Here is a 25498-nt window from a genome sequence, read left to right as displayed (position 1 = left end):
TACAACATGACTATTGGTGTAGTCGGTCGTAAATGCGGTATGACCCGTATTTTCACCGAAGAAGGTGTCTCCATTCCGGTCACGGTCATTGAGATCGAGCCGAATCGCGTCACCCAGTTCAAAACTGAAGAGACCGATGGCTATCGTGCAGTGCAAGTCACTGTAGGCGAGCGTCGTGCTTCGCGTGTTACAGCTGCGCAAGCTGGCCACTTCGCTAAGGCGAACGTTGCCGCTGGTCGTACCGTGATGGAATTCCGCCTTGAAGAAGGCGAGTACCAGGCCGGCGATCTGATCAATGCTGAAATCTTCGCTGCTGGTCAACTGGTTGATGTAACCGGTCAGTCCAAAGGTAAAGGCTTCCAGGGTACGATCAAGCGTTGGAATTTCCGCGGGCAAGATAACACCCACGGTAACTCCGTATCCCACCGCGTTCCAGGCTCTATCGGCCAGTGCCAGACTCCTGGTCGTGTATTCAAGGGCAAAAAAATGTCCGGTCATATGGGCGCTGAGCGCGTGACCGTGCAGTCCCTCGAAGTAGTGCGCGTGGACGCTGAACGCAATCTGTTGTTGGTCAAGGGCGCTGTTCCTGGCGCTACTGGCGGCAACTTGGTTGTACGTCCAGCAGCCAAGGCTCGCGGTTAAGGGGAAGCTGACATGCAATTAAATGTAAATGACGCTCAAGCGATCGAAGTTTCCGAACTGACATTTGGCGGCGAATTCAACGAGACGCTGGTTCACCAAGCAGTCGTGGCCTACATGGCCGGCGGCCGTCAAGGTAGCAAGCAGCAAAAGACCCGTTCCGACGTTCGTGGTGGCGGTAAGCGCCCATGGCGTCAGAAAGGTACTGGCCGTGCTCGTGCCGGTACTATCCGTAGCCCAATCTGGCGTGGCGGCGGTACCACTTTCGCAGCTCGTCCTCAGGATCACTCCCAGAAGCTGAACAAGAAGATGTATCGCGCAGCAATGCGTTCCATCCTTGCTGAGCTGGTGCGTACTGATCGTCTGGTCGTAGTTCAGGATTTCGCTGTTGAAACGCCGAAAACCAAAGACCTGCTGGGCAAACTGAACAACATGAGCCTGACCGACGTTCTGATCGTGTCGGACGCTGTTGATCAGAACCTGTACCTGGCTGCTCGTAACCTGCCGCACGTTGATGTACGTGATGTGCAAGGTTCCGATCCAGTTAGTCTGATCGCATACGACAAGGTGTTGATCACCGTGTCGGCCGTGAAGAAATTCGAGGAGCTGCTGGGATGAACCAGGAACGCGTATTTAAAGTTCTGCTTGGCCCGCACGTTTCCGAGAAGGCTACGGTTCTGGCAGACAAGAAAGGCCAGTTCGTTTTCAAGGTTGCCACTGACGCAACCAAGCTGGAAATCAAGAAGGCCGTCGAAAGCCTGTTCAGCGTGAAAGTAGAGCGTGTTACTACCCTGAATGTTCTGGGTAAGAGCAAGCGCACTGCTCGCGGTCTGGGCAAGCGTAATGACTGGAAGAAGGCAGTTATCTCCCTTCAGCCAGGCCAAGATCTCGATTTCAGCAGCAGTGCTGAGTAAGGAAGGGGTGCATCATGGCAATCGTTAAATGCAAACCGACTTCCCCTGGCCGCCGTTTTGTGGTCAAGGTGGTCAACCAGGAGCTGCATAAAGGCGCTCCTCACGCACCGCTGCTCGAGAAAAAGTCGAAGTCTGGTGGTCGTAACAACAATGGTCGTATTACCACTCGTCACATCGGTGGTGGCCATAAGCAGCATTATCGTCTGGTCGATTTCCGTCGCAACGACAAAGATGGCATCGCTGCCACTGTTGAGCGTATCGAATACGATCCAAACCGTACTGCTCACATCGCTCTGCTGCTGTACGCAGATGGCGAGCGTCGCTACATCATTGCGCCTAAAGGCGTGAGTGCTGGCGACCAGCTGATCGCAGGTGCTCTGGCGCCGATCAAGCCGGGCAACGCTCTGCAACTGCGTAACATTCCAGTTGGTAGCACCGTACACGGCATCGAATTGAAGCCAGGTAAAGGCGCGCAAATCGCTCGTTCCGCTGGTGCTTCGGCTCAGCTGATCGCTCGTGAAGGTGTCTACGTGACCCTGCGTCTGCGTTCTGGTGAGATGCGTAAAGTGCTGGCTGAATGCCGCGCGACCCTGGGCGAAGTCTCGAACTCCGAGCACAGCCTGCGTTCGCTGGGTAAAGCTGGTGCCAAACGCTGGCGTGGCGTTCGCCCAACCGTTCGTGGTGTTGCCATGAACCCGGTTGACCACCCACATGGTGGTGGTGAAGGTCGTACCTCTGGTGGTCGTCATCCGGTATCGCCATGGGGCTTCCCGACTAAGGGCGCGAAGACTCGTGGTAATAAGCGTACCGACAAAATGATCGTCCGTCGTCGCAAGTAAATAGAGGGATACGACAGTGCCACGTTCTCTGAAAAAAGGTCCTTTTATCGATCTTCACCTACTGAAGAAGATCGAAGTGGCGGCGGAAAAGAACGATCGCAAACCAGTTAAAACCTGGTCGCGTCGCTCGATGATCCTGCCACAAATGGTCGGTCTGACCATCGCAGTACACAACGGTCGTCAACACGTCCCAGTTCTCGTTAACGAAGACATGGTCGGCCACAAACTGGGCGAGTTCGCCGGTACCCGCACATATCGTGGGCACGTGGCAGACAAGAAAGCCAAGCGTTAAGGGGTTAGGAAATGGAAGTAGCCGCTAAGTTGTCGGGCGCTCGAATCTCCGCCCAGAAAGCCCGCTTGGTCGCCGACCAGATCCGCGGGAAGAAGGTGGGCGAAGCGCTCAACCTGTTGGCTTTCAGCAGTAAGAAAGCCGCCGAGATCATGAAGAAAGTGCTGGAGTCGGCCGTAGCCAACGCCGAGCATAACGAAGGCGCAGACGTTGATGACCTGAAAGTCAGCACCGTTTTCGTTAACGAAGGGCGTTCGCTGAAGCGCATCATGCCACGTGCCAAAGGCCGTGCTGATCGCATCGTCAAGCGGTCTTGCCATATCACTGTCAAGGTTGCTGACAAGTAACGGAGTCGAAGAGATGGGTCAGAAAGTACATCCCATTGGCATTCGCCTGGGAATCGTCAAGGAGCACACCTCCGTCTGGTACGCAGACGGTCGGACTTATGCGGACTACTTGTTCGCTGATCTGAAGGTGCGTGAGTATCTCCAAGACAAACTAAAAAGCGCGTCCGTAAGCCGTATCGATATCCATCGTCCGGCCCAAACTGCACGTATCACCATCCACACCGCTCGTCCAGGTATCGTTATCGGGAAGAAAGGTGAAGATGTTGAGAAACTGCGTCAGGACCTGACCAAGCAAATGGGTGTGCCTGTGCACATCAATATCGAAGAGATCCGCAAGCCGGAGCTCGACGGTATGCTGGTTGCGCAGAGCGTAGCTCAGCAGCTGGAGCGTCGCGTAATGTTCCGTCGCGCTATGAAGCGCGCTGTTCAGAACGCCATGCGCATTGGTGCCAAAGGCATCAAAATCCAAGTGAGCGGTCGTCTCGGCGGTGCTGAAATCGCACGTACTGAATGGTATCGCGAAGGTCGTGTGCCTCTGCACACCCTGCGTGCCGACATCGACTATGCCAACTACGAAGCTCACACCACTTATGGTGTGATCGGTGTAAAGGTTTGGATCTTCAAAGGCGAAGTAATTGGTGGTCGCCAAGAAGAACTGAAACCACAAGCACCAGCGCCTCGTAAAAAAGCTGCTAAGTAAGGGGTACGCCAAATGTTGCAACCAAAGCGTACGAAGTTCCGCAAGCAAATGACTGGTCACAACCGTGGCCTGGCATTGCGCGGTAGCAAAGTCAGCTTCGGCGAGTTCGCGCTGAAGTCTGTTGCTCGTGGTCGTCTCACCGCTCGTCAGATCGAGTCAGCGCGTCGTGCACTGACCCGTCACGTTAAACGTGGCGGCAAGATCTGGATCCGTGTATTCCCGGACAAGCCTATTTCCAAAAAGCCACTCGAAGTTCGGATGGGTAAAGGTAAGGGTAACGTGGAATACTGGGTTGCCCAGATTCAGCCAGGCAAAGTCCTGTATGAAATCGAGGGTGTTTCTGAAGAGCTGGCGCGTGAGGCTTTCGCCCTGGCTGCTGCAAAGCTGCCGCTCGCCACCTCCTTTGTTAAACGGACGGTGATGTGATGAAAGCGAATGAACTTCGTGAAAAATCCGCACAGCAGCTGAACGAGCAACTGCTCGGCCTGCTGCGCGACCAGTTCAATCTGCGTATGCAGAAAGCAACTGGCCAGTTGGGGCAGTCTCATCTGCTCTCGCAAGTTAAGCGTGACATCGCTCGCGTGAAGACTGTGCTCAACCAGCAGGCAGGTAAGTAATCATGGCTGAAGCCGAAAAAACTGTCCGTACGCTGACTGGCCGTGTTGTCAGCGACAAGATGGACAAAACCATCACCGTTCTGATCGAGCGTCGCGTTAAGCACCCGATCTACGGTAAATACGTTAAGCGTTCGACTAAGCTGCACGCGCACGACGAAACCAATCAGTGCCACATCGGCGACAAAGTCACTATTCGTGAAACTCGTCCTTTGGCCAAGACCAAGTCTTGGGCGCTGGTTGATGTTCTCGAACGCGCTGTGGAAGTCTAAGGACTAGGGGTCGGAGAAATTATATGATTCAGACTCAATCCATGCTCGATGTGGCCGATAACAGCGGCGCTCGCCGCGTTATGTGCATCAAGGTGCTGGGTGGCTCCCATCGTCGTTACGCTGGTATCGGTGACATCATCAAAGTTACCGTGAAGGAAGCAATTCCTCGCGGTAAGGTGAAAAAAGGCCAAGTGATGACTGCTGTTGTAGTCCGCACTCGTCACGGCGTTCGCCGTGCAGATGGCTCCATTATCCGCTTTGATGGCAACGCTGCTGTTCTTCTGAACAACAAGCAAGAGCCGATCGGCACCCGTATCTTTGGGCCAGTGACCCGTGAACTTCGTACTGAGAAGTTCATGAAGATCGTCTCGCTCGCCCCAGAAGTGCTGTAAGGAGATCCGACATGCAAAAGATTCGTCGTGACGACGAGATCATCGTGATCGCCGGCAAAGACAAAGGTAAGCGCGGTAAGGTGCTGAAGGTTCTTGCTGATGACCGTCTGGTCGTTGGTGGTCTGAACCTGGTCAAGCGTCATACCAAGCCTAACCCGATGTCGGGCGTACAGGGCGGTATCGTCGAGAAAGAAGCGCCACTGCACGCTTCCAACGTCGCCATCTTCAACGGCGAAACCAACAAGGCTGACCGCGTTGGTTTCAAAGTAGAAGACGGTAAGAAAATTCGTGTCTTCAAGTCGACCCAAAAAGCGGTTGATGCTTGAACACTGCTAGGTAGAAGACCATGGCACGACTAAAAGAGATTTACCGGAAGGAAATCGCACCGAAACTTAAGGAAGAACTTAAGCTTTCGAACGTGATGGAAGTTCCGCGCGTTACCAAAATCACCCTGAACATGGGTCTGGGCGAAGCGATCGGCGACAAAAAAGTCATCGAGCACGCTGTTGCTGACCTGGAAAAGATCACCGGCCAGAAAGTCGTTGTGACCTACGCTCGGAAATCCATCGCTGGCTTTAAAGTCCGTGAAGGTTGGCCGATCGGCGTCAAAGTGACCCTGCGCCGTGAGCGTATGTACGAGTTCCTGGATCGTCTGCTGTCGATCTCCCTGCCTCGGGTTCGCGACTTCCGCGGCCTGAATGCCAAGTCCTTCGATGGTCGTGGTAACTACAGCATGGGCGTTAAAGAGCAGATCATCTTCCCGGAAATCGACTACGACAAGATCGATGCTCTCCGCGGTCTGGACATTACCCTGACCACCACTGCCAAGAACGATGATGAAGGTCGCGCCCTGTTGCGTGCTTTCAAATTCCCGTTCCGCAACTGATTGGAGTAGGAAAATGGCCAAGATGAGCATGAAAAACCGCGAGCTGAAGCGTCAGCTCACGGTTGCCAAGTACGCCAAAAAGCGTGCAGCACTGAAAGCTATCATCGTTGATCTGAACGCAAGTCCAGAAGCGCGTTGGGAAGCTACAGTAGCCCTGCAGAAGCAGCCACGTGACGCAAGCGCTTCGCGCATGCGTAACCGCTGCCGCCTGACCGGTCGTCCACACGGCGTTTACCGCAAGTTCGGCCTTGGCCGTAACAAACTGCGTGAAGCTGCAATGCGTGGTGACGTACCTGGTCTGGTTAAAGCCAGCTGGTAAGCACTGTCGAAGTCTCGGTGTTCGGGGTCGCAAGATCCTGACCATCGGAGACCTTGAACTTGAATCAAGCCCCTATTGGGGCTTGATTCATTTGTGGGGTGTGTCTAGAATACCCGGCTCGCCTGAGCCCGTGTTTTTTTGCGCGGATGTACTCGGCGACACGTAGTAGCCGCAAGGCTAATTTTTTGTGTATTAGGAGCGTCTAGCCCATGAGTATGCAGGACCCGTTAGCGGACATGCTAACTCGAATCCGTAATGCCCAGATGGCTGAAAAGTCCGTCGTAAGCATGCCATCTTCTACTTTGAAGGTAGCTGTTGCCAAAGTCCTGAAGGACGAAGGTTACATTGCGGGTTATCAGATCAGCAGCGAAATCAAGCCACTGCTGTCCATCGAGCTGAAGTACTTCGAAGGCCGTCCGGTCATCGAGGAAGTGAAGCGCGTTAGCCGTCCAGGCCTGCGTCAGTACAAGTCCGTCGATGATCTGCCAAAAGTTCGTGGCGGTCTCGGTGTGTCTATCGTCTCCACCAACAAAGGTGTGATGACGGATCGTGCTGCGCGCGCTGCCGGTGTCGGCGGCGAAGTTCTTTGCACTGTGTTCTAAGGGGGGATAAGCATGTCACGCGTCGCTAAGAACCCCGTTAAGCTGCCAGCCGGTGTCGAAGTCAAATTCGCAGGCCAACAGCTTTCGGTGAAGGGTGCCAAGGGCACTCTCGAACTGAACATCCATTCGTCCGTTGAGATCGTTGAAGAGGCTGGTGAGCTGCGTTTCGCTGCTCGCAATGGCGATCAACAAACTCGCGCAATGGCTGGTACCACTCGTGCGTTGGTAAACAACATGGTCCAAGGCGTAAGCCAAGGCTTCGAGCGTAAGCTCCAGCTGGTCGGTGTTGGTTACAAAGCGCAAGCAAAAGGCACAGTGCTGAACCTGGCTCTTGGCTTCTCGCACCCAGTGGATTATGAACTGCCGGAAGGCATCACCGCTGAGACTCCTAGCCAGACCGATATCCTGATCAAGGGCATCGACAAGCAGCTGGTAGGTCAAGTGGCCGCCGAGATCCGCGACTTCCGTCCACCAGAGCCGTACAAAGGCAAAGGTGTGCGCTACGCGGACGAAGTCGTCCGTCGTAAAGAAGCCAAGAAGAAGTAGGGCATAGCAAATGACCGACAAAAAAGTTACTCGACTGCGTCGCGCTCGCAAAGCACGCCTGAAAATGCACGAACTCGAAGTCGTGCGTCTCTGCGTGTTCCGCTCGTCGCAGCACATCTACGCCCAGGTCATTTCGGCCGACGGCAACAAAGTCCTGGCAAGTGCCTCGACTTTGGATAAAGAACTGCGTGATGGTGCCACCGGCAACATCGACGCGGCCACTAAGGTTGGCCAGCTGGTCGCTACGCGTGCTAAAGCCGCTGGCGTCTCGCAGGTGGCTTTCGACCGCTCTGGCTTCAAGTACCACGGCCGCGTCAAGGCGCTGGCTGATGCTGCTCGTGAAGCTGGGCTGGAGTTCTAAGTTATGTCAAATAACGACCAAAAGCGCGACGAAGGCTACATCGAGAAGCTGGTTCAAGTTAACCGCGTAGCCAAAACCGTTAAAGGCGGCCGTATCTTCACTTTCACCGCGTTGACCGTGGTTGGTGATGGTAAAGGGCGCGTTGGCTTCGGCCGTGGCAAGTCGCGTGAAGTGCCTGCTGCGATCCAGAAGGCAATGGAAGCTGCTCGCCGCAACATGATCCAGGTTGATCTGAACGGCACCACTCTGCAGTACGCAATGAAGTCCGCCCACGGCGCTTCGAAGGTGTACATGCAGCCTGCTTCTGAAGGTACCGGTATCATCGCTGGCGGCGCTATGCGTGCTGTCCTCGAAGTTGCTGGCGTTCAGAACGTTCTGGCCAAGTGCTACGGCTCGACTAACCCGGTAAACGTGGTTCACGCCACTTTCAAGGGTTTGAAAGCAATGCAGTCTCCTGAATCCATTGCCGCCAAGCGTGGCAAAAGCGTCAAGGAGATCTTCTGATCATGGCTACCGTTAAAGTTACGCTGATCAAAAGCATGACCGGCCGCATCCCTAACCACAAACTGTGCGTTAAGGGTCTGGGTCTGCGTCGCATCGGTCACACTGTAGAAGTCCAGGATACTCCCGAGAATCGCGGGATGATCAACAAGGCTTACTACATGCTGCGTGTCGAGGGTTAATCGATGAAACTCAATGATCTGAGTCCAGCGCCGGGTTCCCGTCGCGAAAAGCATCGTCCGGGCCGTGGTATCGGTAGCGGTTTGGGTAAGACTGGTGGCCGTGGTCACAAAGGTCAAACCTCCCGCTCCGGTGGCACCATTGCTCCAGGCTTTGAAGGCGGTCAACAGCCGCTGCATCGTCGCCTGCCGAAGTTTGGTTTCGTTTCCCTGAAAGCCATGGACCGCGCAGAAGTGCGTCTGTCCGAGCTGGCTAAAGTGGAAGGCGACATCGTCACCGTGCAGTCCCTGAAAGATGCCAACGTGATCAACGTCAACGTTCAGCGTGTGAAAATCATGCTGTCCGGCGAAGTTACTCGCGCTGTCACCATCGGAAAGGGAATCGGCGCCACCAAAGGTGCGCGTGCGGCTATCGAAGCAGCTGGCGGCAAGTTCGAGGAATAAATGGCTAAGCAAGGTGCTCTCTCTGCGCTCGGCAAAGGCGGTATGTCTGAACTCTGGGCTCGTCTGCGTTTTCTGTTCCTGGCGATTATCGTCTACCGAATAGGCGCACACATCCCGGTTCCAGGTATCAACCCGGACCGACTCGCGGACCTGTTTCGACAGAATGAGGGGACCATTCTTAGCTTGTTCAACATGTTTTCCGGCGGCGCGCTGGAGCGGATGAGTATCTTTGCACTGGGGATCATGCCGTACATTTCGGCATCGATCATCATGCAACTGATGACCGCCGTCAGCCCGCAGCTGGAACAGTTGAAGAAGGAAGGTGAAGCTGGCCGTCGCAAGATCAGCCAGTACACCCGCTACGGCACTGTCGTCCTCGCTCTCGTCCAGGCTATTGGCATGTCCATTGGTCTGGCGGGGCAGGGCGTTGCGTTCACTGGTGACTTTGGCTTCCATTTCGTCGCGGTATCCACTTTTGTGGCTGGTGCGATGTTCATGATGTGGCTGGGTGAGCAGATTACTGAGCGTGGTGTTGGCAACGGTATCTCGATGTTGATTTTTTCGGGTATCGTCGCCGGTCTTCCGAGAGCGATCGGGCAGTCTTTCGAGTCTGCACGTCAGGGTGATATCAACATCTTCGCCCTGGTTGCCATCGGTTTGCTGGCAGTAGCGATTATCGGTTTCGTGGTGTTCATTGAGCGTGGCCAGCGTCGTATTGCTGTTCACTACGCCAAGCGTCAGCAGGGCCGTAAGGTCTTCGCTGCGCAGACCAGCCACTTGCCGCTGAAGGTGAACATGGCCGGTGTTATTCCGGCTATTTTCGCGAGCAGCATTTTGCTGTTCCCGGCTTCGTTGGGTGCCTGGTTCGGTCAGTCTGAAGGTATGGGCTGGTTGCAGGACATCTCGCAGTCGATCGCTCCTGGTCAGCCGTTGAATATTCTGCTGTTTAGTGCAGGGATTATTTTCTTCTGCTTCTTCTATACGGCGTTGATGTTCAATCCGAAAGACGTAGCGGAAAACCTGAAGAAGTCCGGTGCCTTTATTCCGGGCATCCGTCCAGGTGAGCAGTCTGCGCGCTACATTGATGGCGTTCTGACTCGCTTGACCATGTTCGGTGCTCTTTACATGACGGCCGTCTGCCTGTTGCCCCAGTTCCTGGTGGTTGCAGCAAACGTACCGTTCTACCTTGGCGGGACCTCGTTGCTGATCGTGGTCGTGGTTGTGATGGACTTCATGTCCCAAGTACAATCGCACCTCGTTTCGCACCAGTACGAATCCCTGATGAAGAAAGCCAACCTGAAGGGTTACGGCAGCGGCATGTTGCGCTGAGTACCCATAAGGTTCGAGGAGTTGGTGATGAAAGTTCGTGCATCGGTGAAAAAGCTGTGCCGTAACTGCAAGATTATTCGCCGCGAAGGTGTTGTTCGAGTAATTTGCAGCGCGGAACCGCGTCACAAACAGCGCCAAGGCTGAGTGTGATTGTGCTTCAAGCCCGGCAGCTAGTGCGCTGCCGGGTTGATTATTTGTTATTACAGCGATATTATCTCGCGCCCTATTTCTTGGCTTCCGGGGCGTAGGTAGCTGTCAATTGGAGTCCCACTGAATGGCCCGTATTGCAGGCGTTAACATTCCAGATAACAAGCATACTGTTATCTCGCTGACCTACATCTATGGTGTTGGTCGCACTACTGCACAGAAAATTTGTGCAGTGACTGGGGTAAACCCAGCGGCAAAGATCAAAGATCTGAGCGACGAGCAGATTGAACAGCTGCGTGGCGAAGTGGCGAAGTTCACCACTGAAGGTGACCTGCGTCGCGAAATCAACATGAAAATCAAGCGTTTGATGGACCTCGGTTGCTATCGCGGTCTGCGTCATCGTCGTGGTCTGCCAGTACGCGGTCAGCGTACCAAGACCAACGCGCGTACCCGTAAAGGTCCGCGTAAGCCGATCCGCAAGTAATCGCCCCAGCGAATCGACAGGAAATTAATCATGGCAAAACCTGCTGCTCGTCCTCGTAAAAAAGTTAAAAAGACAGTGGTTGATGGCATCGCCCACATCCATGCTTCTTTTAACAACACCATCGTGACCATCACCGACCGTCAAGGTAACGCTCTTTCCTGGGCTACCTCCGGTGGTTCGGGTTTCCGCGGTTCCCGCAAGTCCACCCCGTTCGCTGCTCAAGTAGCTGCTGAACGTGCTGGTCAAGCTGCGCTGGAATACGGCCTGAAAAACCTCGACGTTAACGTCAAAGGTCCAGGTCCAGGTCGTGAATCCGCAGTCCGCGCTTTGAACGGCTGTGGCTACAAGATCGCCAGCATCACCGACGTGACGCCAATCCCGCACAACGGGTGCCGTCCGCCGAAGAAGCGCCGCGTGTAATCCAGGAGATTGTAAAGAATGGCTCGTTACATTGGTCCAAAATGCAAACTCGCTCGTCGCGAAGGCACCGATCTCTTTCTGAAGAGCGGCGTGCGCGCGATCGAATCGAAGTGCAACATCGAAGCAGCACCTGGTATCCACGGCCAACGCCGCGGTCGCCAGTCCGACTACGGCACCCAACTGCGTGAAAAGCAGAAGGTCCGTCGTATCTACGGCGTTCTCGAGCGTCAATTCAGCGGCTACTACAAAGAAGCTGCTGGCAAGAAAGGCGCAACTGGCGAAAACCTGTTGCAACTGCTCGAATGCCGTCTGGACAACGTTGTATACCGTATGGGTTTTGGCTCTACTCGTGCCGAATCCCGTCAGCTGGTATCGCACAAGTCGATCAGCGTTAACGGTCAGACCGTAAACGTTCCGTCCTACCAGGTTCGTGCTGGTGACGTGGTCGCAGTTCGCGAGAAAGCAAAGAACCAACTTCGCATTGTCCAAGCTCTCGATCTGTGTGCCCAACGTGGCCGCGTAGAATGGGTAGAAGTAGACACTGAGAAGAAGTCGGGCGTTTTCAAGAACGTTCCTGCTCGCAGTGATCTGTCCGCCGACATCAACGAAAGCCTGATTGTCGAGCTCTACTCCAAGTAAGGGCTAGAAAATAGGTGCATCCATGCAGATTTCGGTAAATGAGTTCCTGACACCCCGCCATATTGATGTGCAGGTTGTCAGTCCAACCCGCGCCAAGATCACACTCGAGCCTCTCGAGCGTGGTTTCGGCCACACCCTGGGCAACGCGCTGCGCCGCATCCTGTTGTCCTCAATGCCCGGCTGTGCAGTAGTCGAGGCCGAGATTGACGGTGTGCTCCACGAGTACAGCGCCATCGAAGGTGTACAGGAAGACGTAATTGAAATCCTGTTGAACCTTAAAGGTCTGGCTATCAAGCTGCACGGTCGAGACGAAGTTACGCTGACCTTGTCGAAGAAGGGTTCGGGGGTGGTTACCGCTGCCGATATTCAGCTGGATCATGATGTCGAGATCGTTAACCCCGATCACGTAATCGCTAACCTGGCGTCTAACGGCGCCCTGAACATGAAGCTCACCGTAGCTCGTGGTCGTGGTTATGAACCGGCAGACTCGCGTCAGAGCGATGAAGACGAAAGCCGCAGCATCGGTCGCTTGCAGCTTGACTCTTCGTTCAGCCCGGTTCGCCGTATCGCATACGTGGTGGAAAACGCCCGTGTCGAACAGCGTACTAACCTGGACAAGCTGGTTATTGATCTGGAAACCAACGGTACCCTGGATCCTGAAGAGGCTATTCGCCGTGCTGCAACCATTCTGCAACAGCAGTTGGCTGCGTTCGTCGATCTCAAAGGTGACAGTGAGCCAGTGGTTGTCGAGCAGGAAGACGAGATCGATCCGATCCTGCTTCGCCCGGTTGACGATCTGGAACTGACTGTACGTTCGGCTAACTGCCTTAAGGCGGAAAACATCTACTACATCGGCGACCTGATTCAGCGTACCGAAGTAGAGCTGTTGAAGACTCCGAACCTTGGCAAGAAATCCTTGACTGAAATCAAGGACGTTCTGGCCTCCCGCGGTCTGTCCCTCGGCATGCGCCTCGACAACTGGCCGCCTGCAAGTCTTAAGAAGGACGACAAGGCGACTGCCTGATCGTCGTAATCACCGAACGTTGTGTTTGGTAAGGAATGAACCATGCGTCATCGTAAAAGTGGTCGTCACCTGAGCCGCACCAGCTCGCACCGCAAGGCCATGTTTCAAAACATGGCGGTGTCGCTGTTCGAGCACGAGCTGATCAAAACTACACTGCCAAAAGCCAAAGAACTGCGCCGCGTTGCTGAGCCGCTGATCACTTTGGCCAAGACAGACAGCCTGGCTAACCGCCGTCTGGCTTTCGACCGTACTCGTTCGAAAGCTATCGTTGGTAAGCTCTTCAACGACCTGGGCAAGCGTTACGCTACCCGTGAGGGTGGCTACCTGCGCATCCTCAAGTGCGGTTTCCGCGCTGGCGACAACGCGCCTATGGCGTACGTCGAGTTGGTTGATCGTGCTGTCGGCGGTGAAGCTGTATCCGCTGAGTAAGACGTCAGTCTGAAACAAAGAACCGGGCCTAGTGCCCGGTTTTTTGTGCCTGCAAGAAATGCGCTCTGCGTACAAGCTTCAAACCCTTCCCTATAGGCACTATATGCTTGGGTTGATCATTAGTAATTTTCTATTGATGTCTACAAATTAATGAATTTGTGACTGTCATGTTGATGATCAATACTTCCCACCAAGCCGATTTAGCCGGCAGTTCAAGACTGACAGAGGAAGAGATCGCATGAGCCAAAACAAAACACTTACGACCGCCAGTGGCGCTCCTGTCGCCGACAACCAGAATTCCCGCTCCGCCGGCCCTCGTGGCCCTCTGCTGCTCGACGATTTCCACCTGATCGAGAAGCTTGCCCACTTCAACCGTGAAAACATCCCGGAGCGTCGCGTACACGCCAAAGGCTCGGGTGCTTACGGCACGTTCACTGTGACTCGCGATATCACTCAATACACCAGTGCCAAGCTGTTTGAGTCTGTCGGCAAACAAACCCCGACCTTCCTGCGATTCTCCACCGTGGGTGGCGAGCGCGGCTCGGCTGACACCGAGCGTGATCCACGTGGTTTTGCCCTGAAGTTCTACACCGAGGAAGGCAACTGGGACATCGTCGGCAACAACACGCCGGTGTTCTTCATCCGTGATCCGCTGAAATTCCCTGACTTTATCCACACCCAGAAGCGTCTGCCGCAAAGCAACCTGAAAAGCGCGCAGATGATGTGGGATTTCTGGTCGCATTCGCCTGAGGCGCTGCACCAGGTCACTATCCTGTTTTCGGATCGCGGCATCCCTGACGGTTACCGTCACATGCACGGCTTCGGCAGCCACACCTACAGCTTGATCAACGCCAATGGCGAGCGTCACTGGGTGAAGTGGCACTATAAAACCAAGCAAGGGATCAAGAACCTCGCTCCGGCAGAAGCGGCGCGCCTGGCCGGCACCGATCCGGATTACGCACAACGTGACCTGTTCGGCGCCATTGAGCGCGGTGACTTCCCGAAATGGAGTGTCAACATTCAGATCATGACCGAGGCTCAGGCCTCGACTCACTATGAGAACCCGTTTGACGTGACCAAGACCTGGTCGCAGAAAGAGTTCCCGTTGATCGAAGTGGGCGAGCTTGAGCTCAACCGCAATCCGCTGAACTACTTCGCTGAAGTCGAGCAGGCCGCGTTCGGTCCGAGCAACATGGTCCCAGGCGTCGGCCTGTCACCTGACCGCATGCTGCAGGGGCGTGTGTTCGCTTACGCGGATGCCCACCGGTACCGTGTGGGCACCAATCACCAGCAGCTGCCAGTGAATGCACCTCGCAGTCCGGTCAACACTTACCAGCGCGATGGTTCGATGGCGTTTGGCAGTAATGGCGGTGCGGCGCCGAACTACGAGCCGAACAGCTACGTTGAATCACCGAAACAGGCACCGCACTACGCGGAACCTGCCTTGGCCTTGAGCGGCGCGGCTGACCGTTACGATCATCGCGAAGATACCGACTACTACAGTCACGCGGGTGCGCTGTTCCGTCTGATGAACGATGAGCAGAAAGCGCTGCTGATCAACAACATTGCCGGTGCAATGGCTGGGGTTTCCGGCGACGTGGTTGATCGTCAGCTACAGCATTTCTTCAAGGCCGATCCGGCTTATGGAGAAGGCATCGCGAAGGCGTTGGGCGTACAGCTTAACGAAGTCTAAACGAGAAGCAGAACCGCCCTCATTAGGGCGGTTTTTTGCGTTATTTGAACCCATTTTCTCAGAATATCTTCGCTTTTATTGCGGCGGGCGAGTGACCTTCAGGTCAGGTTGGTTCAAACTACAGCCTTTCAAGCAGGGAGATGTAGGGCGATGCAAGGTCACCCAGACGTAATCGATTACCTCAACACGTTGCTGACAGGCGAACTGGCAGCGCGTGATCAATATTTCATCCATTCGCGGATGTACGAGGACTGGGGGTTCACCGAGCTCTACGAACGTATCAACCACGAGATGGAAGAAGAGGCTCAGCACGCTGATGCGCTGATGCGTCGGATCCTGATGCTCGAAGGTACGCCGCGCATGCGTCCGGACGATCTCGATGTCGGCACCACCGTGCCGGACATGCTCGCCGCTGACCTGCGTCTGGAATATAAAGTTCGTGCAGCTCTGTGCAAAGGCATCGAGCTTTGCGAGCGGCACAAGGACTATGTCACCCGCGAGATCTTGCGCATTCAGCTGAACGACACCGAGGAAGATCACACCTATTGGCTGGAGAAACAGCTGGGTTTGATCAAGTTGATCGGATTGGAGAATTACCTGCAATCGCAGTTCTGATTTTTAGGCCGACGACGCACAAAAAAGCCCCTGTCACCGACAAAGTGACAGGGGCTTTTTTCATGGGCCTGATTCAGGCCTTGTCGCGAGCCAGCAGTGGTTTGAGGTAGTAGCCAGTGTGAGACTGCTTCATCTCGGACACGTCTTCCGGCGTGCCGACGGCAATAATCTGGCCGCCCTTGGAGCCGCCTTCCGGCCCCAGGTCCACCAACCAGTCGGCGGTCTTGATCACATCCAGGTTGTGTTCGATCACCACCACGGTATTGCCATGGTCGCGCAAGCGATGCAAAACATCGAGCAGTTGCTGGATATCCGCAAAGTGCAGGCCGGTAGTTGGCTCATCGAGGATATACAGGGTCTTGCCGGTATCGCGCTTGGACAGCTCGCGGGACAGTTTCACCCGCTGGGCCTCACCACCCGACAGCGTCGTTGCCGATTGTCCCAGCTTGATGTACGAAAGGCCTACGTCCATCAGCGTCTGAAGCTTGCGCGCCAAGGCCGGAACTGCGTCGAAGAACACCCGGGCTTCCTCGATGGTCATCTCGAGGGTTTCGTGGATGCTCTTGCCCTTGTATTTGATCTCAAGGGTTTCGCGGTTGTAGCGCTTGCTCTTGCAGACGTCGCACGGGACATAGATGTCCGGCAGGAAGTGCATCTCCACTTTGATCAGGCCATCGCCCTGGCAGGCTTCACAGCGTCCGCCCTTCACGTTGAAGGAGAAACGCCCCGGCCCGTAACCGCGGGAGCGCGATTCCGGTACGCCGGCGAACAACTCGCGAATTGGCGTGAACAAGCCGGTGTAGGTCGCCGGGTTGGAGCGCGGTGTGCGACCGATCGGGCTCTGATCGATGTCGACGACTTTATCCAGGTGCTCAAGGCCCTTGATGCTGTCGTGAGCCGCCGCTTCCAGGGTCGTTGCCCCGTTGAGTGCGGTAGCGCTCAAGGGAAACAACGTGTTGTTGATCAGCGTCGATTTGCCCGAGCCGGACACGCCGGTCACGCAGGTCAGCAGGCCGATTGGAATCTCCAGATCGACATTGCGCAAATTGTTACCGCGAGCACCCTTGAGGGACAGCGATAGCTTCTTGTTACGGGGTGTGCGTTTGGCTGGAACGGCGATCTTCACCCGGCCCGACAAATACTTGCCGGTCAGCGAATCAGGGTGAGCCATGACTTCGTCCGGCGTACCTTCGGCAACGATATGTCCACCGTGCACACCTGCGCCCGGGCCAATGTCCACCACATAGTCAGCCAGACGAATCGCGTCTTCGTCGTGCTCGACCACGATGACCGTGTTGCCTATGTCACGCAGGTGCTTGAGGGTGCCGAGCAATCGGTCATTGTCCCGCTGGTGCAGGCCAATTGACGGTTCATCGAGGATGTACAGAACCCCCACCAGGCCGGCGCCAATCTGACTGGCCAGGCGAATGCGCTGGGCCTCACCGCCGGACAGCGTGTCGGCACTGCGATCCAGTGACAGATAGTCCAGGCCAACGTTGACCAGAAACTGCAGGCGTTCGCGGATTTCCTTGAGGATCTTGTCGGCAATTTCGCCACGGCGGCCGGTCAGCTTCAGCACGCCGAAGTATTCGCAGGCATCGCCGATGGGCAAGTTGGTCACCGCCGGCAAGGTCTTCTCGCCAACCCACACGTGTCGCGCCTCGCGACGCAGACGGGTGCCACGGCAATCCGGGCAAGGCTGGGTGCTGAGGAACTTGGCCAGCTCTTCGCGGACCGAAGCCGATTCGGTTTCGCGGTAGCGGCGTTCCAGGTTCGGCACGATGCCTTCGAACGGGTGCGAGCGTTTGACGATATCGCCGCGGTCGTTCAGGTACTTGAAGTCGACGTTCTGCGAGCCACTGCCGTGCAGGATGAATTTCTGTTGATCGGCCGGCAGTTCGTTGAACGGCACTTCGAGGCTGAACTTGTAGTGGGCGGCCAGCGAGCCAAGCATCTGGAAGTAATAGACGTTGCGCCGGTCCCAGCCGCGGATCGCGCCTTCGGCCAAGGTCAGTTCACTGTTCACCAATCGTTTGGTGTCGAAGAACTGTTTAACCCCCAAACCATCGCAGGTCGGGCAGGCGCCGGCCGGGTTGTTGAAGGAAAACAGTTTGGGTTCCAGCTCGCTGATGGCGTGGCCGCAGATCGGGCAGGCAAAGCGTGCGGAGAAGATGATTTCTTCGCCGGGCTCGTCGTCCATTGGCGCCACCAGAGCGATGCCGTCCGCCAGTTTCAGCGCGGTCTCGAACGATTCGGCCAGGCGTTGTTGCAGATCGGCGCGGACCTTGAAGCGGTCGACCACGACATCGATCGAATGCTTCTTCTGTTTATCCAGCTTCGGCAACTCGTCCAGCTCACAGAGCTTGCCGTTGACCCGGGCGCGCACAAAGCCCTGGGCCCGCAGTTCTTCGAAGACTGAGAGGTGCTCACCCTTGCGCTCGCGGATTACCGGAGCCAACAGCATCAGTTTGCTGCCTTCCGGTTGCGCCAGCACCAGGTCGACCATCTGGCTGACGGTCTGGGCTTCCAGCGGAATGTCGTGGTCCGGGCAGCGCGGAATACCGACGCGAGCGTAGAGCAGGCGCAGGTAATCGTAGATTTCGGTAATGGTGCCAACCGTCGAGCGCGGGTTGTGCGAGGTCGACTTCTGTTCGATGGAGATCGCTGGCGACAGACCTTCGATGGTGTCGACGTCAGGTTTTTCCATCATCGACAGGAATTGCCGGGCGTAGGCCGACAGCGATTCGACATAGCGGCGCTGGCCTTCGGCGTACAGCGTGTCGAAGGCCAGGGACGACTTGCCGGATCCGGACAGGCCGGTGATGACGATCAGTTTGTCCCGTGGCAGGGTCAGGTCGATGTTCTTCAGGTTGTGGGTTCGGGCCCCACGAATCAGGATCTTGTCCAAAGTGGCCTCGCTCGGCGGGCGTCGAAAACGTAGGAGTATACGGCCAAATACTGGATGGATGCACACTATCAAATGAGGGGCGCGCAAGCTTGCATGAAGATTGCGTCATCTGCGCGCGTCATAGCGTCGCTATATACCCCGTCAATCGATGGGACTGGTAGAATCGCCGCCGGTTCAGATGAGGTTTTTCCATGCACGATCCCCACAGCGAACGCATGAGTGGCAGTGAGACCCGCGCAGCAAGCGGTCTGGCCCTGGTGTTCGCCTTCCGTATGCTTGGCATGTTCATGGTGTTGCCGGTGCTGGCGACCTATGGGATGGACCTGGCAGGCGCGACCCCGGCCCTCATCGGGTTGGCGATTGGCGCTTACGGCCTGACCCAGGCGATTTTTCAGATTCCCTTTGGCTTCATTTCCGACCGCATCGGTCGTCGTCCGGTGATTTACCTGGGGCTGATCGTCTTCGCTCTGGGCAGCGTGCTGGCGGCCAATGCCGATTCGATCTGGGGCGTCATCGCCGGACGCATCCTGCAGGGCGCCGGGGCGATTTCTGCGGCGGTCATGGCATTGCTGTCGGACCTGACCCGGGAACAGCATCGGACCAAAGCCATGGCCATGATCGGCATGACGATCGGTCTGTCGTTCGCGATTGCCATGGTGGTAGGGCCATTGCTGACCCGTGCCTTCGGCCTCTCGGGGCTGTTCTTCGCCACCGGCGGCATGGCGCTGCTCGGTATCGTCATCGTGATGTTCATGGTGCCGCGCGCCACCGGGCCATTGCAGCACCGCGAGTCTGGTGTCGCGCGTCAGGCACTGATCCCGACGCTCAAGCACCCGGACCTGCTGCGCCTGGACCTGGGCATTTTTGTGTTGCACGCGATGTTGATGTCGAGCTTCGTTGCATTGCCCCTGGCGCTGGTCGAAAAAGCCGGTTTGCCCAAGGAGCAGCACTGGTGGGTGTACCTCGCTGCGCTGCTGATTTCCTTCTTCGCCATGATCCCGTTCATTATCTACGGCGAGAAGAAACGCAAAATGAAACGAGTTTTATTGGGCGCGGTGCTGACGCTGATGCTCACTGAGCTATTCTTCTGGCAGTTCGGCGACAGCTTGCGGGCTCTGGTGATCGGCACGGTGGTGTTTTTCACCGCGTTCAATCTGCTGGAAGCGTCCTTGCCGTCGCTGATCAGCAAGGTTTCACCGGCAGGCGGCAAAGGCACGGCGATGGGGGTTTATTCCACCAGTCAGTTCCTCGGTTCGGCACTGGGCGGGATCCTCGGCGGCTGGCTGTTTCAGCACGGCGGTTTGTCGGTTGTGTTCCTGGGATGTGCCGGGCTGGCTGCACTTTGGCTGGCCTTTGCTGTTACCATGCGTGAACCACCTTACGTCACGAGCCTGCGCTTGCCGTTGTCGCCCGAGGCGATCCGCGAAGCGGGTCTGGTTGAGCGCCTGAAGGCCGTCGTAGGGGTAACAGATGCGGTGATCGTTGCTGATGAAGCGGCGATTTACATCAAATTGGACACAGAACTATTGGATCGCACGACCCTTGAGCGCCTGGTGAACAACCCGGCCGAGGCAGCGTGCGTAGCCTAGGAGAACGTTATGGCCCGTGGGGTTAACAAAGTCATATTGGTCGGCACTTGCGGCCAGGATCCCGAAGTTCGCTACTTGCCTAACGGTAACGCCGTGACCAACCTGAGTCTGGCGACCAGCGAACAGTGGACCGACAAGCAAACCGGTCAGAAGGTCGAGAAGACCGAATGGCACCGTGTTTCGATGTTCGGCAAAGTGGCCGAAATCGCCGGCGAATACCTGCGTAAAGGTTCGCAGGTCTACATCGAAGGCAAGCTGCAGACCCGCGAGTGGGAAAAAGACGGTATCAAGCGTTACACCACTGAAATCGTGGTCGACATGCAAGGCACCATGCAACTGCTGGGCGGCCGTCCACAACAGGGCGACCAACAAGGCGGGAATAACTACCAGCAATCCGCTCCAGCCCCACGCCAGCAGGCTCCGCGTCCGCAGCAGTCGGCACCGCAACAGTCGCGCCCGGCTCCACCGCAGGCTGCTCCGCAACCGGCTCCGGATTTCGACAGCTTTGATGACGATATTCCGTTCTAGGACTTACCTGAGACTTTTTTGTAAAGTTTAGGTCTGGAACCCCCGATCAGTCCTCTCGACTGGTCGGGGGTTTTCTTTTGCGCACCATATTGTAGGAGCCGGCTTGCTGGCGATGAACGATAACTCGGTTTGCCTGGTTAACCGCGGCGCCTGGATCGCCAGCAAGCCGGCTCCTACAGGGCGGTCATGTTGGCCCGCGCCATGTGCAGTTTTTTGTAGCTCTCGATCAAGCGCAAATGCCTATCGAGCCCCTCCAGTTTCATGCTGGTCGGCGTCAAGCCATGGAAGCGCACGCTGCTATCTACCGATCCGATCGCTGCATCCATCCGCTCGTTGCCAAACATCCGGCGGAAGTTGGCCTCGTAGTCTTCCAGTTCCAGGTCTTCGTCCAGCTTCATCTCCAGCACCACATTCACGGCTTGATAGAACAAGCCGCGCTCAACCGTGTTGTCGTTGTACTGCAGGAACATTTCCACCGCCTCTTTCGCTTCTTCAAATTGTTGCAAGGCGAGATAGATCAGCAGCTTCAACTCCAGGATCGTCAGCTGACCCCAGGCGGTATTGTCGTCAAATTCGATGCCGATCAAGGTGGTGATGTCGGTGTAGTCGTCCAGCTCACTTTCCACCAGACGCTCAACCAGCGCTTGCAGCTCTTCTTCGTCCAGGCGATGCAGGTTCAGGATGTCGGCGCGGAAGAACAGCGCTTTGTTGGTGTTATCCCAGATCAGATCGTCTACTGGATAAATTTCCGAATAGTCTGGCACCAGGATGCGGCAGGCCGTTGCACCGATATGCTCGTAGACCGCCATGTACACTTCCTTGCCCATGCCTTCGAGAATGCCGAACAAGGTCGCGGCTTCCTCGGCATTCGAGTTTTCACCTTGGCCGGAGAAGTCCCACTCCACGAATTCGTAATCCGATTTTGAGCTGAAGAAGCGCCACGACACCACGCCGCTGGAGTCGATAAAGTGCTCGACGAAGTTATTCGGCTCGGTCACCGCATGACCTTCAAATGTCGGCTGGGGCAGGTCGTTGAGGCCTTCGAAGCTGCGGCCCTGCAGCAATTCGGTCAGGCTGCGTTCCAGCGCCACTTCCAGGCTCGGGTGCGCGCCGAACGAGGCGAACACACCGCCGGTACGCGGGTTCATCAACGTGACGCACATCACCGGGAATTCACCTCCCAGGGACGCATCCTTCACCAGCACGGGGAACCCTTGCTCTTCCAGTGCCTGAATCCCGGCCAGTATTCCGGGGTACTTCGCCAGCACGTGAGCCGGCACATCCGGCAGGGCAAATTCACCTTCGATGATTTCGCGTTTTACCGCGCGCTCGAAGATCTCCGACAGGCACTGCACCTGGGCTTCGGCCAGCGTGTTACCGGCACTCATGCCGTTGCTCAGGAACAGGTTTTCAATCAGGTTGGACGGGAAATACACCACCTCGCCGTCGGACTGGCGCACGTAAGGCAGTGAGCAGATGCCGCGCTCTTCATTGCCCGAGTTGGTGTCGATCAGGTGGGAGCCACGCAGCTCGCCGTCGCGGTTGTAAATCTTCAGGCAGTACTCGTCGAGGATTTCGGCCGGCAGTGCATCTTTACGGCCAGGCTTGAACCAGCGTTCGTCCGGGTAGTGCACAAACGCTGCGTCGGCGATGTCTTCGCCCCAGAACTGGTCGTTGTAGAAGAAGTTGCAGTTGAGTCGCTCGATAAACTCGCCCAACGCCGACGCCAGCGCGCCTTCCTTGGTCGCACCCTTGCCGTTGGTAAAGCACATCGGCGAGTGCGCATCGCGGATATGCAGCGACCACACATTGGGCACGATATTACGCCACGAGGCGATTTCAATCTTCATGCCCAGGTCCGCCAGAATGGCCGACATATTGGCGATGGTTTGCTCCAGCGGCAGATCCTTGCCCGCAATGTAAGTGTTCGCCTCTGAATGAGAAGCAGGCATCAGCAACGCCTGGGCGTCGGCGTCGAGGTTGTCCACCTCTTCGATCACAAATTCAGGCCCGGCTTGCACCACTTTCTTCACGGTGCAACGGTCGATGGAGCGCAGGATGCCCTGGCGGTCCTTGTCGGAGATGTCCGCCGGCAACTCGACCTGGATCTTGAAAATCTGGTTGTAGCGGTTTTCCGGGTCAACAATATTGTTCTGCGACAGGCGGATGTTATCCGTGGGGATATTGCGCGTGTTGCAGTACAACTTCACAAAATACGCCGCACACAGCGCCGACGAAGCCAGGAAGTAGTCGAACGGCCCCGGTGCCGAGCCATCGCCCTTGTAGCGGATAGGTTGATCGGCCACCACCGTGAAGTCATCGAACTTGGCTTCAAGTCGCAGGTTGTCGAGAAAGTTGACCTTGATTTCCATGGGGGATTACCAGAATAACGGCTAAACGAATGGCCGCCATTATCCGGCATTTGCGCAGTAAGTCTTGTAGGTGTCTGACGATATGTCGACACCAGTCCTTTTTAGTGGGCGATGGAGGGCTCAGTCGAGTATCAGATGCGGCAAGAACCGGCTCGAGTCCTTGGTAATCAAGCTGTTGTCCTCACGCACGCCGATGCCGGCTGCCTGATCCCCGATCACCCAGGAACCGATCAGCGTGTAGCTGTCGCCAAATTTCGGCAGCGGGGCAAACTCCTGAAGGATAAACGGCGCATCAGTGTAGGGGCCGTCCTCTTTTACGATCAGACCCTCAGCGGTTTGCAGCTCAATGTTTGCGCCTTCCCGTGAGAAGAACGGCTTGCGCACCCAACCTTTGGGCACCGCTTTGCTCGGATCGAAGTCCAGGTGTGCCGCGAGCAGGTTCGGGTGACCTTGGTTGAACTCCCACAGCAGCGGCAGGATGCCCTTGTTGGAGATGATGGATTTCCAGGGCGGTTCGAAAAACTGCGTGTCGCTCTGGGCAATTGCAGCGCCGAAGGGTTCGTGGAAGATGAACTCCCAGGCATGCAGTTTGAACAGGTGAGGGATCCAGCGATCCTCGAGGTCGACGAAACGTCCGTCACTGGTGAGGCCAATGTCTTCGATGTCGATGTGCCGCGATTCGATGCCGACCTTTTCCGCGACCAGGCGCAGGTAATCGGTGGTGCCCTTGTCTTCGACCGAGTCTTTCATCGAGGCGAAATAGAAGGGCTGTTTGAGCTGCAGTTGGGCAAAAGCCTGATGCAGCTTGGTGTCGATGCTGTTGAACTGGTCGGCGTGCCTGGGCAGCAAGCCACGCTCGATGCATTGTTCCAGCCAGCCCCACTGAAACGCCGCGGCCTCATACAGGCTGGTCGGCGTGTCGTAGTTGAGTTCCAGCAGCTTGGCTGGCCCGCTGCCGTTGTAGGAGAAGTCCATGCGCCCATACAGGTGCGGGTGGCCTTCGAGCCATGAAGTGCGAACCATGTCGAAGAACGGCGCGGGGATGCTCAAGCGCTCCAGCAACTCTTCGCTTTGCACCACTCGCGCCACCAGGTCCATGCACATCTCATGAACTTCGGTGGTCGGGTCTTCGAGGTCGTTCTCGATCTGCTTGAGCGTGAACTGGTAGTACGCGCTCTCGTCCCAATAGGGTTCGTCGTCGATGGTATGGAACAGGAAGCCGAGGCTTTCGGCGGTCTGTTTCCAGTCATGACGCTCTGCGCAGAGGATTTTCTTCATGGCCTTGTTCCCTTAGCTACTCGAACCGCCAAAGCTCTTGCCTGATCCACCCCAGCCACTGCGTGCGCTGGCCTGGCTGCCGAACCCGCCGCGGGAAGTGGACGATGCAACGGACACCGGCTTGCTGCGAGTGATGGTGTCGGTGTAACTGCCACTGCTGCCGTAGCGCGCCTGATTGGACCTGTTGAAGGTTGAACCTGACGATACCCGCTGACTGAGTGTCGAGGACGAGTAGTCACCGCGATCATCGCGATAGCGGTAGACCGGTTCGGAGTAGTAGCTGTTGCGGTTGCTGCTGAGCATGTTGCCGATCAGCAGCCCTGTCAGCAGGCTACTGCCGGAGAAACCCGACCCTGCGGCATTCGCTTCCGATGCGGGCAATTTAGCCTTGGCCGCGTCCACTTCGGACTGCGTCACCTCGCCATCGGCACTCAGTTCGAAACCGCCGAGCTTGGGGATGAATTTGCCGGCGGAATCCTGCTGGCACCAGTCGGCAACAAAGTCGGCGTCGCAATCAGCCTGGTTGTCGTACACCGGCGCAATGCTTCGATGCTGGGCCATGGCCTTCATATAGGCGTCAGAACAGATGTCGACCGGGAGTTTTTCATCGGCGCACTGCTGGACGGACTGGAAGTTGTACTTTTTGTGTATCTCGTAGGTTTTTTCCGTCGGCCCGCAGCCTGATATCGCCATGGCGACCGATGCCGCCAGCGAGAGCTGAACGTACTTGCTTCGTTTCATCGCAATCTCCGTGGCGCAATCAGTTCTGGGAAGGGGTCATGCACGCGGCGTTCAACATGCCGACGCTGATGGCCACTGCCGCGACATAGATACCCGCAGCGATTTCGCCGTTCTTGATGCGTTCAGAGGCGCCTTTGAGCACCAGGCTGGTCACCAGGAACGCCAGCAGTTGTACGAAAGCGGCGATCACCGCCCAGACGACGAAGTCCAGAATGCTGATCGAGTAGGCGATCACATTGCTGGCCGGAATGGCGAATCCGATGATGGCGCCGCCCAGGGCGATGGCGGCCGCAACGTTGCCCGCACGGATCAACTCGAATTCCCGGTGCGGTGTGATGCGGGTGTAGATGAACTGGAACAGCGCGAACAACACGGCGGCGCCGAGGATGTACAAAACAAACCCGAGCACGGCGGCTTTGTTCAGGGAGATAGAGAGCGCTTCAAGCATGGACTTCTTC

The 25498-nt window shown here is 56.4% G+C and carries 36 protein-coding genes; 31 read left to right on the top strand and 5 right to left on the bottom strand.

Annotation, left to right across the window (positions count from 1 at the left end):
• Positions 1–6: 6 nt before the first annotated feature.
• The 29 genes from rplC (at position 7) to bfr (ending at position 15624) form a co-directional block, all read left to right on the top strand.
• Positions 7–642, top strand: a complete 636-nt coding sequence (gene rplC, locus PGR6_RS25665) for a 50S ribosomal protein L3 (protein ID WP_003186059.1) — start codon at positions 7–9, stop codon at positions 640–642.
• Positions 643–654: 12 nt separating this feature from the next.
• Positions 655–1257, top strand: coding sequence for a 50S ribosomal protein L4 (gene rplD / locus PGR6_RS25660; RefSeq protein ID WP_003228735.1), 603 nt, complete (start codon positions 655–657; stop codon positions 1255–1257).
• A complete protein-coding gene (gene rplW / locus PGR6_RS25655) occupies positions 1254–1553 on the top strand; it encodes a 50S ribosomal protein L23 (protein WP_002555488.1) in 300 nt (99 codons plus the stop codon). The genes rplD and rplW overlap by 4 nt, the downstream gene beginning before the upstream one ends.
• 14 nt (positions 1554–1567) lie before the next feature.
• Positions 1568–2392: a 50S ribosomal protein L2 gene (gene rplB / locus PGR6_RS25650; RefSeq protein ID WP_003186055.1), complete on the top strand. Its 825-nt coding sequence runs from the start codon at positions 1568–1570 to the stop codon at positions 2390–2392.
• A 16-nt stretch (positions 2393–2408) separates the two neighbouring features.
• Positions 2409–2684, top strand: coding sequence for a 30S ribosomal protein S19 (rpsS, locus tag PGR6_RS25645; RefSeq protein WP_002555486.1), 276 nt, complete (start codon positions 2409–2411; stop codon positions 2682–2684).
• Between the two features lie 11 nt (positions 2685–2695).
• The gene (gene rplV, locus PGR6_RS25640; RefSeq protein WP_003103908.1) at positions 2696–3028 is read left to right on the top strand and encodes a 50S ribosomal protein L22; all 333 of its coding nucleotides are present in this window, start codon (positions 2696–2698) and stop codon (positions 3026–3028) included.
• Between the two features lie 13 nt (positions 3029–3041).
• Positions 3042–3728 carry a 30S ribosomal protein S3 gene (gene rpsC / locus PGR6_RS25635; RefSeq protein WP_003176422.1) on the top strand — a complete coding sequence of 229 codons (687 nt, stop codon included), beginning with the start codon at positions 3042–3044 and terminating at the stop codon, positions 3726–3728.
• A 12-nt stretch (positions 3729–3740) separates the two neighbouring features.
• The gene (rplP, locus tag PGR6_RS25630) at positions 3741–4154 is read left to right on the top strand and encodes a 50S ribosomal protein L16 (RefSeq protein WP_003228729.1); all 414 of its coding nucleotides are present in this window, start codon (positions 3741–3743) and stop codon (positions 4152–4154) included.
• The gene (gene rpmC, locus PGR6_RS25625) at positions 4154–4345 is read left to right on the top strand and encodes a 50S ribosomal protein L29 (protein WP_002555481.1); all 192 of its coding nucleotides are present in this window, start codon (positions 4154–4156) and stop codon (positions 4343–4345) included. Before rplP ends, rpmC begins: the two co-directional genes overlap by 1 nt.
• 2 nt (positions 4346–4347) lie before the next feature.
• Positions 4348–4614 carry a 30S ribosomal protein S17 gene (rpsQ, locus tag PGR6_RS25620; protein WP_003176419.1) on the top strand — a complete coding sequence of 89 codons (267 nt, stop codon included), beginning with the start codon at positions 4348–4350 and terminating at the stop codon, positions 4612–4614.
• A gap of 23 nt (positions 4615–4637) precedes the next feature.
• Positions 4638–5006 carry a 50S ribosomal protein L14 gene (gene rplN / locus PGR6_RS25615; protein ID WP_002555479.1) on the top strand — a complete coding sequence of 123 codons (369 nt, stop codon included), beginning with the start codon at positions 4638–4640 and terminating at the stop codon, positions 5004–5006.
• Positions 5007–5017: 11 nt separating this feature from the next.
• Positions 5018–5332 (top strand): 50S ribosomal protein L24, encoded by a 315-nt coding sequence (rplX, locus tag PGR6_RS25610; protein WP_007896770.1) that lies wholly within the window; start codon positions 5018–5020, stop codon positions 5330–5332.
• Positions 5333–5352: 20 nt separating this feature from the next.
• Positions 5353–5892 (top strand): 50S ribosomal protein L5, encoded by a 540-nt coding sequence (gene rplE, locus PGR6_RS25605; RefSeq protein ID WP_003210069.1) that lies wholly within the window; start codon positions 5353–5355, stop codon positions 5890–5892.
• A gap of 13 nt (positions 5893–5905) precedes the next feature.
• On the top strand, positions 5906–6211 hold the full coding sequence (gene rpsN, locus PGR6_RS25600) for a 30S ribosomal protein S14 (RefSeq protein ID WP_003176414.1): 306 nt from the start codon (positions 5906–5908) through the stop codon (positions 6209–6211).
• A gap of 209 nt (positions 6212–6420) precedes the next feature.
• The gene (gene rpsH / locus PGR6_RS25595) at positions 6421–6813 is read left to right on the top strand and encodes a 30S ribosomal protein S8 (protein ID WP_003186040.1); all 393 of its coding nucleotides are present in this window, start codon (positions 6421–6423) and stop codon (positions 6811–6813) included.
• 12 nt (positions 6814–6825) lie between these two features.
• Positions 6826–7359 (top strand): 50S ribosomal protein L6, encoded by a 534-nt coding sequence (gene rplF / locus PGR6_RS25590; protein ID WP_003176412.1) that lies wholly within the window; start codon positions 6826–6828, stop codon positions 7357–7359.
• Between the two features lie 10 nt (positions 7360–7369).
• Entirely contained in the window at positions 7370–7720 is a 351-nt protein-coding gene (gene rplR / locus PGR6_RS25585) for a 50S ribosomal protein L18 (RefSeq protein WP_003186037.1), read from the top strand.
• A gap of 3 nt (positions 7721–7723) precedes the next feature.
• Positions 7724–8224 (top strand): 30S ribosomal protein S5, encoded by a 501-nt coding sequence (gene rpsE, locus PGR6_RS25580; protein WP_003186035.1) that lies wholly within the window; start codon positions 7724–7726, stop codon positions 8222–8224.
• 2 nt (positions 8225–8226) lie between these two features.
• Complete coding sequence (gene rpmD, locus PGR6_RS25575) at positions 8227–8403, top strand: 50S ribosomal protein L30 (RefSeq protein ID WP_003176408.1); 177 nt, start codon at positions 8227–8229, stop codon at positions 8401–8403.
• A gap of 3 nt (positions 8404–8406) precedes the next feature.
• Complete coding sequence (gene rplO / locus PGR6_RS25570) at positions 8407–8844, top strand: 50S ribosomal protein L15 (protein ID WP_003228720.1); 438 nt, start codon at positions 8407–8409, stop codon at positions 8842–8844.
• Complete coding sequence (gene secY / locus PGR6_RS25565; RefSeq protein ID WP_003228718.1) at positions 8845–10173, top strand: preprotein translocase subunit SecY; 1329 nt, start codon at positions 8845–8847, stop codon at positions 10171–10173. It begins immediately after the preceding gene.
• A 27-nt stretch (positions 10174–10200) separates the two neighbouring features.
• Positions 10201–10317, top strand: a complete 117-nt coding sequence (gene rpmJ, locus PGR6_RS25560) for a 50S ribosomal protein L36 (RefSeq protein ID WP_002555468.1) — start codon at positions 10201–10203, stop codon at positions 10315–10317.
• 130 nt (positions 10318–10447) lie between these two features.
• The gene (gene rpsM / locus PGR6_RS25555; protein WP_003186020.1) at positions 10448–10804 is read left to right on the top strand and encodes a 30S ribosomal protein S13; all 357 of its coding nucleotides are present in this window, start codon (positions 10448–10450) and stop codon (positions 10802–10804) included.
• A 30-nt stretch (positions 10805–10834) separates the two neighbouring features.
• Positions 10835–11224 (top strand): 30S ribosomal protein S11, encoded by a 390-nt coding sequence (gene rpsK, locus PGR6_RS25550; RefSeq protein WP_002555466.1) that lies wholly within the window; start codon positions 10835–10837, stop codon positions 11222–11224.
• 18 nt (positions 11225–11242) lie between these two features.
• A complete protein-coding gene (gene rpsD / locus PGR6_RS25545; protein WP_003176404.1) occupies positions 11243–11863 on the top strand; it encodes a 30S ribosomal protein S4 in 621 nt (206 codons plus the stop codon).
• Positions 11864–11885: 22 nt separating this feature from the next.
• Positions 11886–12887 carry a DNA-directed RNA polymerase subunit alpha gene (locus tag PGR6_RS25540; protein ID WP_003186012.1) on the top strand — a complete coding sequence of 334 codons (1002 nt, stop codon included), beginning with the start codon at positions 11886–11888 and terminating at the stop codon, positions 12885–12887.
• A gap of 42 nt (positions 12888–12929) precedes the next feature.
• Positions 12930–13316: a 50S ribosomal protein L17 gene (gene rplQ, locus PGR6_RS25535; RefSeq protein ID WP_007924175.1), complete on the top strand. Its 387-nt coding sequence runs from the start codon at positions 12930–12932 to the stop codon at positions 13314–13316.
• 238 nt (positions 13317–13554) lie between these two features.
• Positions 13555–15009, top strand: a complete 1455-nt coding sequence (locus PGR6_RS25530) for a catalase (RefSeq protein WP_064620710.1) — start codon at positions 13555–13557, stop codon at positions 15007–15009.
• A 150-nt stretch (positions 15010–15159) separates the two neighbouring features.
• Entirely contained in the window at positions 15160–15624 is a 465-nt protein-coding gene (gene bfr / locus PGR6_RS25525) for a bacterioferritin (RefSeq protein ID WP_018925657.1), read from the top strand.
• A gap of 73 nt (positions 15625–15697) precedes the next feature.
• Here bfr and uvrA read toward each other — a convergent pair whose 3' ends face one another.
• Positions 15698–18532, bottom strand: a complete 2835-nt coding sequence (gene uvrA, locus PGR6_RS25520; RefSeq protein ID WP_007933691.1) for an excinuclease ABC subunit UvrA — start codon at positions 18530–18532, stop codon at positions 15698–15700.
• Positions 18533–18723: 191 nt separating this feature from the next.
• On the opposite strand from uvrA, the gene PGR6_RS25515 reads away from it, so the two are divergent.
• Both PGR6_RS25515 and PGR6_RS25510 read left to right on the top strand, forming a co-directional pair.
• On the top strand, positions 18724–20121 hold the full coding sequence (locus PGR6_RS25515) for an MFS transporter (RefSeq protein WP_019650831.1): 1398 nt from the start codon (positions 18724–18726) through the stop codon (positions 20119–20121).
• Between the two features lie 9 nt (positions 20122–20130).
• Positions 20131–20649, top strand: a complete 519-nt coding sequence (locus PGR6_RS25510; protein ID WP_064620707.1) for a single-stranded DNA-binding protein — start codon at positions 20131–20133, stop codon at positions 20647–20649.
• Between the two features lie 173 nt (positions 20650–20822).
• Here the strand turns inward: PGR6_RS25510 and PGR6_RS25505 are convergent, their stop codons facing one another.
• The 4 genes from PGR6_RS25505 to PGR6_RS25490 all read right to left on the bottom strand — a co-directional run bounded on the left by PGR6_RS25505 (position 20823) and on the right by PGR6_RS25490 (position 25488).
• Positions 20823–23021 (bottom strand): OsmC domain/YcaO domain-containing protein, encoded by a 2199-nt coding sequence (locus PGR6_RS25505; RefSeq protein ID WP_064620704.1) that lies wholly within the window; start codon positions 23019–23021, stop codon positions 20823–20825.
• Positions 23022–23141: 120 nt separating this feature from the next.
• Positions 23142–24299, bottom strand: a complete 1158-nt coding sequence (locus tag PGR6_RS25500; RefSeq protein ID WP_064620701.1) for a glutathionylspermidine synthase family protein — start codon at positions 24297–24299, stop codon at positions 23142–23144.
• A gap of 12 nt (positions 24300–24311) precedes the next feature.
• Positions 24312–25040, bottom strand: coding sequence for a DUF1190 domain-containing protein (locus PGR6_RS25495; RefSeq protein ID WP_018925662.1), 729 nt, complete (start codon positions 25038–25040; stop codon positions 24312–24314).
• A gap of 19 nt (positions 25041–25059) precedes the next feature.
• Positions 25060–25488, bottom strand: a complete 429-nt coding sequence (locus PGR6_RS25490; RefSeq protein WP_018925663.1) for a DUF350 domain-containing protein — start codon at positions 25486–25488, stop codon at positions 25060–25062.
• Positions 25489–25498: the final 10 nt, after the last annotated feature.

Source organism: Pseudomonas sp. GR 6-02 (genome assembly GCF_001655615.1).
Lineage (GTDB): Bacteria > Pseudomonadota > Gammaproteobacteria > Pseudomonadales > Pseudomonadaceae > Aquipseudomonas.
This window is presented reverse-complemented; position numbering and strand designations above follow the sequence as displayed.

Bases quoted from the DNA above. Each gene is read 5' to 3' on its own strand.
- rplC (WP_003186059.1), top strand. From the start codon at position 7: ATGACTATTGGTGTAGTCGGTCGTAAATGCGGTATGACCCGTATTTTC.
- rplD (WP_003228735.1), top strand. From the start codon at position 655: ATGCAATTAAATGTAAATGACGCTCAAGCGATCGAAGTTTCCGAACTG.
- rplW (WP_002555488.1), top strand. From the start codon at position 1,254: ATGAACCAGGAACGCGTATTTAAAGTTCTGCTTGGCCCGCACGTTTCC.
- rplB (WP_003186055.1), top strand. From the start codon at position 1,568: ATGGCAATCGTTAAATGCAAACCGACTTCCCCTGGCCGCCGTTTTGTG.
- rplV (WP_003103908.1), top strand. From the start codon at position 2,696: ATGGAAGTAGCCGCTAAGTTGTCGGGCGCTCGAATCTCCGCCCAGAAA.
- rpsC (WP_003176422.1), top strand. From the start codon at position 3,042: ATGGGTCAGAAAGTACATCCCATTGGCATTCGCCTGGGAATCGTCAAG.
- rplP (WP_003228729.1), top strand. From the start codon at position 3,741: ATGTTGCAACCAAAGCGTACGAAGTTCCGCAAGCAAATGACTGGTCAC.
- rpmC (WP_002555481.1), top strand. From the start codon at position 4,154: ATGAAAGCGAATGAACTTCGTGAAAAATCCGCACAGCAGCTGAACGAG.
- rpsQ (WP_003176419.1), top strand. From the start codon at position 4,348: ATGGCTGAAGCCGAAAAAACTGTCCGTACGCTGACTGGCCGTGTTGTC.
- rplN (WP_002555479.1), top strand. From the start codon at position 4,638: ATGATTCAGACTCAATCCATGCTCGATGTGGCCGATAACAGCGGCGCT.
- rplX (WP_007896770.1), top strand. From the start codon at position 5,018: ATGCAAAAGATTCGTCGTGACGACGAGATCATCGTGATCGCCGGCAAA.
- rplE (WP_003210069.1), top strand. From the start codon at position 5,353: ATGGCACGACTAAAAGAGATTTACCGGAAGGAAATCGCACCGAAACTT.
- rpsN (WP_003176414.1), top strand. From the start codon at position 5,906: ATGGCCAAGATGAGCATGAAAAACCGCGAGCTGAAGCGTCAGCTCACG.
- rpsH (WP_003186040.1), top strand. From the start codon at position 6,421: ATGAGTATGCAGGACCCGTTAGCGGACATGCTAACTCGAATCCGTAAT.
- rplF (WP_003176412.1), top strand. From the start codon at position 6,826: ATGTCACGCGTCGCTAAGAACCCCGTTAAGCTGCCAGCCGGTGTCGAA.
- rplR (WP_003186037.1), top strand. From the start codon at position 7,370: ATGACCGACAAAAAAGTTACTCGACTGCGTCGCGCTCGCAAAGCACGC.
- rpsE (WP_003186035.1), top strand. From the start codon at position 7,724: ATGTCAAATAACGACCAAAAGCGCGACGAAGGCTACATCGAGAAGCTG.
- rpmD (WP_003176408.1), top strand. From the start codon at position 8,227: ATGGCTACCGTTAAAGTTACGCTGATCAAAAGCATGACCGGCCGCATC.
- rplO (WP_003228720.1), top strand. From the start codon at position 8,407: ATGAAACTCAATGATCTGAGTCCAGCGCCGGGTTCCCGTCGCGAAAAG.
- secY (WP_003228718.1), top strand. From the start codon at position 8,845: ATGGCTAAGCAAGGTGCTCTCTCTGCGCTCGGCAAAGGCGGTATGTCT.
- rpmJ (WP_002555468.1), top strand. From the start codon at position 10,201: ATGAAAGTTCGTGCATCGGTGAAAAAGCTGTGCCGTAACTGCAAGATT.
- rpsM (WP_003186020.1), top strand. From the start codon at position 10,448: ATGGCCCGTATTGCAGGCGTTAACATTCCAGATAACAAGCATACTGTT.
- rpsK (WP_002555466.1), top strand. From the start codon at position 10,835: ATGGCAAAACCTGCTGCTCGTCCTCGTAAAAAAGTTAAAAAGACAGTG.
- rpsD (WP_003176404.1), top strand. From the start codon at position 11,243: ATGGCTCGTTACATTGGTCCAAAATGCAAACTCGCTCGTCGCGAAGGC.
- PGR6_RS25540 (WP_003186012.1), top strand. From the start codon at position 11,886: ATGCAGATTTCGGTAAATGAGTTCCTGACACCCCGCCATATTGATGTG.
- rplQ (WP_007924175.1), top strand. From the start codon at position 12,930: ATGCGTCATCGTAAAAGTGGTCGTCACCTGAGCCGCACCAGCTCGCAC.
- PGR6_RS25530 (WP_064620710.1), top strand. From the start codon at position 13,555: ATGAGCCAAAACAAAACACTTACGACCGCCAGTGGCGCTCCTGTCGCC.
- bfr (WP_018925657.1), top strand. From the start codon at position 15,160: ATGCAAGGTCACCCAGACGTAATCGATTACCTCAACACGTTGCTGACA.
- PGR6_RS25515 (WP_019650831.1), top strand. From the start codon at position 18,724: ATGCACGATCCCCACAGCGAACGCATGAGTGGCAGTGAGACCCGCGCA.
- PGR6_RS25510 (WP_064620707.1), top strand. From the start codon at position 20,131: ATGGCCCGTGGGGTTAACAAAGTCATATTGGTCGGCACTTGCGGCCAG.
- PGR6_RS25505 (WP_064620704.1), bottom strand. From the start codon at position 23,021: ATGGAAATCAAGGTCAACTTTCTCGACAACCTGCGACTTGAAGCCAAG.
- PGR6_RS25500 (WP_064620701.1), bottom strand. From the start codon at position 24,299: ATGAAGAAAATCCTCTGCGCAGAGCGTCATGACTGGAAACAGACCGCC.
- PGR6_RS25495 (WP_018925662.1), bottom strand. From the start codon at position 25,040: ATGAAACGAAGCAAGTACGTTCAGCTCTCGCTGGCGGCATCGGTCGCC.
- PGR6_RS25490 (WP_018925663.1), bottom strand. From the start codon at position 25,488: ATGCTTGAAGCGCTCTCTATCTCCCTGAACAAAGCCGCCGTGCTCGGG.